Below are 8,086 nucleotides of genomic sequence, written 5' to 3'. Positions count from 1 at the left end.
CCCGGCGAGGTGGCGGTGGGGGGCGGGGCCGAGAACGTCTTGGAGCCGCGGCTCCCGACGCCGCCGCTCCGGCCGGCGCGGGCCTCGGCGTCGATCGGCGCCATCGTCACGACCGCGATCAGCGCGGCGAAGGCGGTGGCGGCGAGCCGGCGGGCGAAGGTCGGTCGGAACATGTGCGTTTGGTATCCCCAGTTGGTTCGCCCGCAATGTGGGGGTCGCGGACCGTCTTGTCATCGGCCTCGCGGGCGTCTGACGCGCCTGTGATCGAAGCGCCCCCCACCCATGCCGCGTCCGGAAAGACACACCCCTTCTCCATCGCCGCGATCACGGGAACGTAGGCGAACCGGCGGGTGAGGCCGCGCGTACCCGCCCTGCGACGTGATCGCAGACCAACGAGGAAACGCCATGAACGCCACCGCCCGCGCCGCCGTTTCGGCCGCAGCGCTTCTCTTGTCCGCGACCGCCGTTTCGGCCGCCGACCTTCCCGCCTACGAGCCGGCGCCGTCGGCGATCGCCGTGTCGTCCTTCACCTGGACCGGCTTCTATGTCGGCGCCCATGCGGGCCACGTGTGGGGCGACCACGACATCCGCACCCGCGGCAAGGACGCGGCGACCAGCCTCAACGTGCAGAACCGCCTGCGCCCGCCGAGCATCGGCGTGGACGGCGACGGCTGGCTGTTCGGCGCCCAGGCCGGCTACAACGTCCAGCTCGACAACTCGCCGGTGGTGTTCGGCGTCGAGGCCGACATCTCCTACGCCGACATCGACGACACCCGCCGCTACAACATCCCGCCGCTCGCGCCGGCGGCCGGCAACATCCGCTCGGTGTTCAAGCAGGAGCTCGAATATCTCGGCACCGTCCGCGCCCGCGTCGGCTACGCCTTCGACCGCGTTCTGGTCTACGGCACCGGCGGTCTGGCCTATGGCGAGGTGAAGACCTCGGCCCGCTTCTTCAACAACCAGCCGCCGGCCGGCGGCGGCGGCGCGCTCGGCTTCTCGGACTCCAAGAGCAATGTCGAGGTGGGCTACACGGTCGGCGCCGGCGTCGAATACGCCGTCACCGACGCGATCAGCGTGAAGGGCGAGTACCTCTATTACGACCTCGGCGACACCACGCTGAACGTGAACCGCACCGCCGCCGCCCCGATCGGCCAGAGCGGCTACCGCTCCCGCTTCGAGAACGACGGCCACATCGCGCGGTTGGGCGTGAACTACCGCTTCTGATCGTCCGCCCCCGGCGACGACGGACAGGAAAGGGCGGCTTTCGGGCCGCCCTTTTTTCACGCGCAGCGTCGAGCAGGCGTCGCCCGTTTTGTGACATAAAGACTTCTTTATGTCTTTATTGCCCTGTCGGGCCTCGCATGGTAGGAGACGCGCCATATCCGATCCCGCCCGCCTCGCCGTGGGCCAACATTGAAGGACCGCCATGAGCCAGAGCGCCGCCGCCCTCAAGGACGCCCCCCTCAACGACTACATCGTCAAGGACATCTCGCTGGCCGACTGGGGCCGCAAGGAGCTCGCCATCGCCGAGACCGAGATGCCCGGCCTGATGTCCGTGCGCGCAGAGTACGGCCCGTCGCAGCCGCTCAAGGGCGCGCGCATCGCGGGCTCGCTGCACATGACGATCCAGACCGCGATGCTGATCGAGACCCTGAAGGCGCTGGGCGCCGACGTGCGCTGGGCCTCCTGCAACATCTACTCCACCCAGGACCACGCCGCCGCCGCCATCGCCGCCAACGGCACCCCCGTCTTCGCCGTGAAGGGCGAGACGCTGGAGGAGTACTGGGAGTACACCCACAAGATCTTCGAGTGGGCCGATGGCGGCACCCCGAACATGATCCTCGACGACGGCGGCGACGCCACGCTGCTGCTGCATCTCGGCAAGCGCGCGGAAGCCGGCGACGTGGCCTTCCTCGAAGGCGCCACCAACGAGGAGGAGACCATCCTCTTCGCCGCCATCAAAAAGCGGCTCAAGAGCCATCCGGGCTGGTACACCAAGAACGCCGACGCCATCCTCGGCGTGACCGAGGAGACCACCACCGGCGTGCACCGCCTGTACGATCTCGCCCGCAAGGGTGAGCTGCTGTTCCCGGCCATCAACGTGAACGACAGCGTCACCAAGTCGAAGTTCGACAACCTCTATGGCTGCCGTGAGTCGCTGGTGGACGCCATCCGCCGCGGCACCGACGTGATGATGGCCGGCAAGGTCGCCATGGTCGCGGGCTTCGGCGACGTGGGCAAGGGCTCGGCCGCCTCGCTGCGCCAGGCCGGCTGCCGCGTGCTCGTGTCCGAGGTCGATCCGATCTGCGCGCTGCAGGCGGCGATGGAAGGCTACGAGGTCGTCACCATGGAGGACGCCGCCCCGCGCGCCGACATCTTCGTGACCGCGACCGGCAACGTGGACGTCATCACCGTCGACCACATGCGGGCCATGAAGGACCGCGCCATCGTCTGCAACATCGGCCACTTCGACAGCGAGATCCAGATCGGCGCGCTGAAGAACTTCAAGTGGGACAACGTCAAGCCGCAGGTGGACGAGGTGGAGTTCCCCGACGGCAAGCGCATCATCGTGCTGTCGGAAGGCCGTCTCGTGAACCTCGGCAACGCCACCGGCCACCCGTCCTTCGTGATGTCGGCCTCGTTCACCAACCAGACGCTGGCGCAGATCGAGCTCTACGCCAACAACGCGGACGGCAAGTACGAGCGTCAGGTCTACGTGCTGCCGAAGAAGCTCGACGAGAAGGTCGCGGCGCTGCATCTCGGCAAGATCGGCGTGAAGCTCTCCAAGCTCTCGGCTAAGCAGGCCTCTTACATCGGCGTCGCCACCGAAGGCCCGTTCAAGCCGGAAGCCTACCGCTACTGAGCGGCCGCGTTCCTCCGGCCCCGAGCGTCACGGATCGCCTCTCCCCGGCGGGGAGAGGTCGGCGCGCATGAGCCGCGCGAGGGGCGGCGACGCCTCTCGGGACATGAAAAAGGGGCGGCCTGCGGGCCGCCCCTTTTTCAATTGCGACGGCGGGCCGGGACGCCTGAAAGCTCCCGGCCCGAACGCCTTCAGGCCATGGCCTTCTGCAGGTTCTCGTCGATCTTGTCGAGGAAGCCGGTGGTGGTGAGCCAGCCCTGCTCGTCGCCCACCAGCAGCGCCAGATCCTTGGTCATGAAGCCGGCCTCGACCGTGTCGACGCAGACCTTCTCCAGCGTCTCGGCGAAGCGCTTCAGCTCGTCATTGCCGTCGAGCTTGGCGCGATGGCCGAGGCCGCGGGTCCAGGCGAAGATCGAGGCGATGGCGTTGGTGGAGGTCGCCTTGCCCTTCTGGTGCTCGCGGTAGTGGCGGGTGACGGTGCCGTGGGCGGCCTCCGCCTCCATGATCTTGCCGTCCGGCGTGGTCAGCACCGAGGTCATCAGGCCGAGCGAGCCGAAGCCCTGCGCCACCGTGTCGGACTGCACGTCGCCGTCGTAGTTCTTGCAGGCCCAGATGTAGCCGCCGGACCACTTCAGCGCCGAGGCGACCATGTCGTCGATCAGGCGGTGCTCGTACCAGATCTTCTTCTCAGCGAACTTGGCCTTGAACTCGGCCTCGTAGACCTCCGCGAACAGATCCTTGAAGCGGCCGTCATAGGCCTTGAGGATGGTGTTCTTGGTGGAGAGATAGACCGGGTAGCCGCGCGCGAGGCCGTAGTTCAGCGAAGCGCGGGCGAAGTCACGGATCGAGTCGTCCAGATTGTACATCGCCATGGCGACGCCCGAGGACGGCGCGTCGAACACGTCGTGCTCGATGGTGGTCCCGTCCTCGCCGACGAACTTGATGGTCAGCTTGCCCTTGCCGGGGAACTTGAAGTCGGTCGCCTTGTACTGGTCGCCGAAGGCGTGGCGGCCGACAACGATCGGCTGGGTCCAGCCCGGCACCAGCCGCGGCACGTTCTTGCAGATGATCGGCTCGCGGAAGATCACGCCGCCCAGGATGTTGCGGATGGTGCCGTTCGGCGACTTCCACATCTTCTTGAGGGTGAACTCCTCCACCCGGGCCTCGTCCGGGGTGATGGTCGCGCATTTCACGCCGACGCCGTACTGCTTGATGGCCTCCGCCGCCTCGACCGTGACCCGGTCCTCGGTGGCGTCGCGGTTCTCGATGCCGAGATCGTAATACTTCAGATCGATGTCGAGATAGGGGTGGATCAGCTTGTCTTTGATGAACTGCCAGATGATCCGGGTCATCTCGTCGCCGTCGAGTTCGACGACCGGGTTTTCGACCTTGATCTTCGCCATGGAGAGACAAACCTTTCGAGGTGAACCGGAGCCTGTCGCGCCTTTCGCGGCGCAGCGAAGGCACGTTTAGCACCGCGCCCCTGCGTCGGGAAGCCGCGGCGCGGGCGGCGACGCAAGGCGGCGTTGCATTTCGCGCCCCTGCGCGGGACGCGTTCCCGCGTTAGATCGGGCCCACGTCATCCGGGAGCCCGTTTCATGTCCGAAATCCCCGCCGCGTCCGCCTCCGCCCCATCCTCCGGCGTGGACGGGCGCCTGGTGTTCATGGCGGCGGTCGCCTGCGGCGTCATCGTGGCGAACCTCTATTACGCCCAGCCGCTGGTCGATCTCATCGCCCACGATCTGGCGCTGTCGCCGGTCGCCGCCAGCAGCGTGGTGTCGCTGACGCAGATCGGCTACGGCGTCGGCCTCATCCTGCTCGCGCCGCTCGTCGATCTGGTCGAGGCGCGGCGGCTGATCGCGATCACGCTCGGCGCTGCGGTGCTCACGCTCGCCGCCGCCGCGCTCGCCCCCTCCGCCGCGCTGTTCCTGCTGACCTCCTTCGCCATCGGCGTCGCCTCGACCGCGGCGCAGATGCTGCTGCCGGTGGTGGGCGGCGCGGCGCCCGCGGCCGTGCGCGGCCAGGTGGTGGGCACGGTGATGAGCGGGCTGCTGTTCGGCATCCTGCTGTCGCGCCCGCTCGCCTCCGTGCTCGCCGACTACGCCGGCTGGCGCGCGGTGTTCGGCCTGTCGGCGGTGATGATGGCGCTGCTCGCGCCGGTGGTGTTCGCCATGCTGCCGAAACGCCCGGCGACCGGCGGGCTCGGCTACGGCGCCTTCATCCGCTCCATGGGCGCGCTGCTGGCGCGGCACCGGACGCTGCGGCGGCGCGCGGCCTATCAGGCCGCCATGTTCGCGAGCTTCAGCCTGTTCTGGACCGCCGTGCCGATGCGCCTTGCCGAGGGCTACGGCTGGTCGCACAGTCTGATCGGCCTGTTCGCGCTGGCGGGCGCGGCGGGCGCGCTGGTGGCGCCCTGGGCCGGACGGCTGGCGGATTCCGGCCGCACCTACGCCGGCACCCTCGCCGCCCTCGCCATGTCCGCCGCGAGCTTCGCGATCGCAGGGCTCGACGGCCTGCTGGGCGCGGGCGTCGGCGGCGTCGCGGCGCTGCTGTTCGGCGCGGTGGTGCTGGATACGGGCGTGCAGATCAACATGATCCTCGGCCAGCGGGCGATCTATGGTCTCGACGAGGCCGCGCGCGGCCGCATCAACGGGCTCTATGTGGCGATCCTGTTCTTCGGCGGCGCGGCGGGCTCCGCCATGGTCAGCCCGCTGATGCAGGCCTTCGGCTGGCCGGGCGTCGCCGCCGTGGGCACGCTGCTGCCGCTCGTCGCGCTCGCCTTCGCCGCGGGCGACGCCGGCCGCGCCTGACGGGGCGTCGCGAAGCCGGGCCGCCCGTGCTATGCGCCAAGCCTTCGCTCTTCCACATGTTCGACGCGAGCCATGGCCGGAACCAACCGCACCAAAGCCGACATCGCCGCCGCCCTGCCGGCCGGCCCCGCCGTGGTGCTGGTGCAGCCGCAGCTCGCTGAGAACGTGGGCGCGGTCGCCCGCGCCATGGCGAATTTCGGCCTGAACGAACTCCGCGTGGTGCAGGGCCGCGCGGATGTGACGTCGGAGACCGCCCGCGCCTTCGCCGCCGGCGCCCATCACGTGCTGGACGGCGCCCGCGTGTTCGAGACGCTGGAGGAGGCGGTGGCCGACCTGACGCTGCTGTTCGCCACCACCGCCCGCGAGCGCGGCCAGCTCAAGCCCGTGGACACGCCCGAGCAGGCGGCGGTGCGGCTCGCGGCCCACGGCGCGCGCGCCGGCGTGCTGTTCGGGCGCGAGCGCACCGGGCTTGAGAACGACGAGGTGGCGCTCGCCGCCCGCGTCGTCACCTTTCCGGTGAACCCGGCTTACGCCAGCCTCAATCTGGCGCAGGCGGTGCTGCTGGTCGGCTACGAGTGGTTCAAGGCCGCGACCGGCGGCGCGCCCGCCTTCGACATGATCCGCCGCTCCCCCGACGCGACGGAGTCCGAGAAGATGGCGCTGTTCCGCCATCTGGAGGGCGAGCTGGACGAAACCGGCTTCTTCCGTTCGGAGGACAAGCGCGCGATCATGACCCGCAACCTGCGCAACATGATCCACCGCATGGAGCCGACCCGGCAGGACCTGCAGACCCTGCACGGCGCCGTCGCCGCCCTCTCCGAAGGCCGCCCCGGCCCCGGCGGCCGCCCCCGCAAAGCCCTGAGGCCCGCGTCGGACGAGTGAGGCGCGCGAAGCCGCCTCACTCTCTGAGGTCGCTCCCTCAATAGCCGACGGTGAACCGCGCGCGGGAATGAGCGGGGCGCTCCAGCTCGTCGGCCAGCGCCACGGCGAAGTCCTCGTAGGAAATCGAGCTGCCGGAGGCGGTGGTCAGCAGGTCGTCGCCGCCGAGGCGGAACACGCCGGTGCGCTCGCCGGGACCGAACTCGGCGGAGGGCGACAGGAACGTCCAGTCGAGATCGGGCTCCGCCTTCAGCCGGTCGATGAAGGCCGCGCCCGCGGTCGCCTCGTCCTTGTAGGCGGCCGGAAAATCCGACGCGTCGAGCAGGCGGACGCCGGGGGCCACGTTCAGGCTGCCCGCGCCGCCGACGACCAGATAGCGCGGCGCGCCGGCGGCCTTCACCGCGGCGATCAGCGCCTCGGGATCGCTGTCGAGGAACATCACCGAGCTCACCACCGCGTCATGGCCCTTCAGCGTCGCGGCCAGCGCCTCGGTGTCGAAGAGATCCGCCCCGACCGGCGTGGCGCCCGGCGCCGCCGGGATGCGCTCGGGATGGCGGGCGATGGCGGTGACCGCGTGGCCGCGGCGGGCGAGTTCGGCGAGGATCCGGGAGCCGACGGCGCCCGAGGCTCCGATGAGGGCGATGCGCATGGCGTGACCTTCCTGTTGGTTTCGATTAGATACCTACATACATTCACAACATCAGCCTTCCAAGAACGCACCGTAACGTCACCAGGTCACCGCGACGACACCCATGGACGCCACCTCCGCCCTGCCCCCCAACGCCTACGCCGCCGCGTGCCCGACCCGGATGGTGCTGGACCGGATCGCCAACAAATGGGCCGCGCTGATCCTCGGTCTGCTCGTCGACGGCCCGATGCGCTTCAACCGCATCCGCCGGGAGGTGGAGGGCCTGTCCCAGAAGGCGCTGTCGCAGACGCTGAAGGGGCTGGAGCGCGACGGGCTGGTCAGCCGAACCGCCTTCGCCACCGTGCCCGTGACGGTGGAATACGCGCTGACCCCGCTCGGCGGCACGCTCGCCGCGCTGCTGGACGGGCTTCGCCTGTGGGCCGAGACCAACATCGACGAGGTGCTGGCGGCGCAGGCCCGCTACGACGGCGATCCCGGCCGCGGCGGCGCCTCTGGGGCGAAAAAGTGACGGGGAGGCGCCCACGTACCCGTTATGGACTCTTGGGCGCGAGTCCCCGGATCAGTAGACTGACCTTGATTCGCGACGGGGGCGCGGCGCGCTCCGGCGTCGCCGGAGTCCGTTCCCGGCTGGAACGGACCACCGACGGGGACCTCGCCACATGCCTGATCGGCCGCGTCGCGGAGCCGCTCTTCTTGTCGCACTGACCGCGACGGCGACCTTCTCCGCCTCCGCCGCGCAGGCCGCGCCGTTCGGCGCGCCGGAGACCGCCACGCTCGCGCTCGTCCTGGGCTCCCTGTTCGTCGCCGTGGTGTCGTCGGTCGCGCTGCTGCGCGCCCGCCAGCGGCTGGCGGACGTGACCGCCGCCACCTCCCGCGACGCCGCCGATC

General features: G+C 69.8%; 8 protein-coding genes. 6 read left to right on the top strand and 2 right to left on the bottom strand.

The genetic code is table 11. The annotated features are described in order from the left end of the window. Positions 1-405 precede the first annotated feature (405 nt). Both ACFQ4O_RS12770 and ahcY read left to right on the top strand, forming a co-directional pair. Positions 406-1,224 carry an outer membrane protein gene (locus tag ACFQ4O_RS12770; protein WP_378776076.1) on the top strand — a complete coding sequence of 273 codons (819 nt, stop codon included), beginning with the start codon at positions 406-408 and terminating at the stop codon, positions 1,222-1,224. A 202-nt stretch (positions 1,225-1,426) separates the two neighbouring features. After that, a complete protein-coding gene (gene ahcY / locus ACFQ4O_RS12765) occupies positions 1,427-2,863 on the top strand; it encodes an adenosylhomocysteinase (RefSeq protein WP_378776075.1) in 1,437 nt (478 codons plus the stop codon). 188 nt (positions 2,864-3,051) lie between these two features. Here ahcY and ACFQ4O_RS12760 read toward each other — a convergent pair whose 3' ends face one another. Then, positions 3,052-4,263, bottom strand: a complete 1,212-nt coding sequence (locus ACFQ4O_RS12760; RefSeq protein ID WP_378776074.1) for an NADP-dependent isocitrate dehydrogenase — start codon at positions 4,261-4,263, stop codon at positions 3,052-3,054. A 195-nt stretch (positions 4,264-4,458) separates the two neighbouring features. On the opposite strand from ACFQ4O_RS12760, the gene ACFQ4O_RS12755 reads away from it, so the two are divergent. Together ACFQ4O_RS12755 and ACFQ4O_RS12750 are read left to right on the top strand one after the other, a co-directional pair. After that, complete coding sequence (locus ACFQ4O_RS12755; RefSeq protein WP_378776073.1) at positions 4,459-5,670, top strand: MFS transporter; 1,212 nt, start codon at positions 4,459-4,461, stop codon at positions 5,668-5,670. A 72-nt stretch (positions 5,671-5,742) separates the two neighbouring features. Continuing rightward, entirely contained in the window at positions 5,743-6,552 is an 810-nt protein-coding gene (locus ACFQ4O_RS12750) for an RNA methyltransferase (protein ID WP_378776072.1), read from the top strand. 37 nt (positions 6,553-6,589) lie between these two features. Here ACFQ4O_RS12750 and ACFQ4O_RS12745 read toward each other — a convergent pair whose 3' ends face one another. Further along, on the bottom strand, positions 6,590-7,198 hold the full coding sequence (locus ACFQ4O_RS12745; protein WP_378776071.1) for an NAD(P)-dependent oxidoreductase: 609 nt from the start codon (positions 7,196-7,198) through the stop codon (positions 6,590-6,592). 103 nt (positions 7,199-7,301) lie between these two features. Here ACFQ4O_RS12745 and ACFQ4O_RS12740 point away from each other — a divergent pair, with 103 nt between their 5' ends. Beyond that, complete coding sequence (locus ACFQ4O_RS12740; protein WP_378776070.1) at positions 7,302-7,706, top strand: winged helix-turn-helix transcriptional regulator; 405 nt, start codon at positions 7,302-7,304, stop codon at positions 7,704-7,706. 151 nt (positions 7,707-7,857) lie between these two features. Beyond that, a partial coding sequence (locus ACFQ4O_RS12735) for a hypothetical protein (RefSeq protein ID WP_378776069.1) occupies positions 7,858-8,086 on the top strand: 229 nt, incomplete at its 3' end.

It is taken from the genome of Methylopila musalis, assembly GCF_042679725.1.
Lineage (GTDB): Bacteria > Pseudomonadota > Alphaproteobacteria > Rhizobiales > Methylopilaceae > Methylopila > Methylopila musalis.
Note: the sequence above shows the minus strand (reverse complement) of the source record. Positions and strands in the feature narration are given on the sequence as shown.